Genomic DNA, 685 nt, shown 5'->3' with positions numbered 1-685 from the left:
GAGGGAATCCCATATGAGGAAATAGTATTTTGGGAAGAGGTTTGTAGCCATTGTGGATATAAGCGATGGAAATACGAAGACTGCCCAGAAGAAAGTAACTACGAAGATTTGTATAAAAACCTTCAAGATGCTTAAACCAGATCCAAGACGTTGCGATACATGTAAAAGGAAATTTAATTTCCTTTTACCTTACAGTCAGAATAAAGGATTTTATTGCGGAGACTGTGAAGGGAAAAATAATAACCTAGCTGTAAAGCCAAGGTTATTTTAAGCCACCAAAGGGTGGCTTTTCTTTTGGGCGCAGCCCCGAACACAAAGGTACTTTGTATAGTGAGTATACAAACCTTTGTATATATACTTTGCGGAGCTTTGTATATATACATTTGTTTGTAAGGTCGTGATTACCTATAATTTAAATAAATTATATGGGAACCACGATATTAAGATTTGCCAAAATTAAAAATGTGGCAAATATAAGGCAGGCAGGCGCACATCAGCACCGCCACCATAAAAACACACCTAACGCAAACCCTCAGTTAAATAAACTGAATAGGTACTTTCACGGCACTAATAATTTAGCAGCAGACGTAAAGGGTCGGCTGGAAATATTAGATAAAGAGCCGAGAAAGAATTCGGTTTTGGCAATGGAAGGGTTATTGCAATTAAGCCCTGAACTAATTAAGCC

The 685-nt window shown here is 37.7% G+C and carries 1 protein-coding gene; it reads left to right on the top strand.

The window, feature by feature from the left end:
• Positions 1-425: 425 nt before the first annotated feature.
• On the top strand, positions 426-685 hold a 260-nt coding region (locus R7044_RS25655; protein ID WP_225456053.1), incomplete at its 3' end, for a plasmid recombination protein.

It is taken from the genome of Vibrio sp. 1402, from assembly GCF_033340275.1.
The sequence above is the reverse complement of the archived record's forward strand: the minus strand, read 5'-3'. Positions and strand labels throughout refer to the sequence as shown.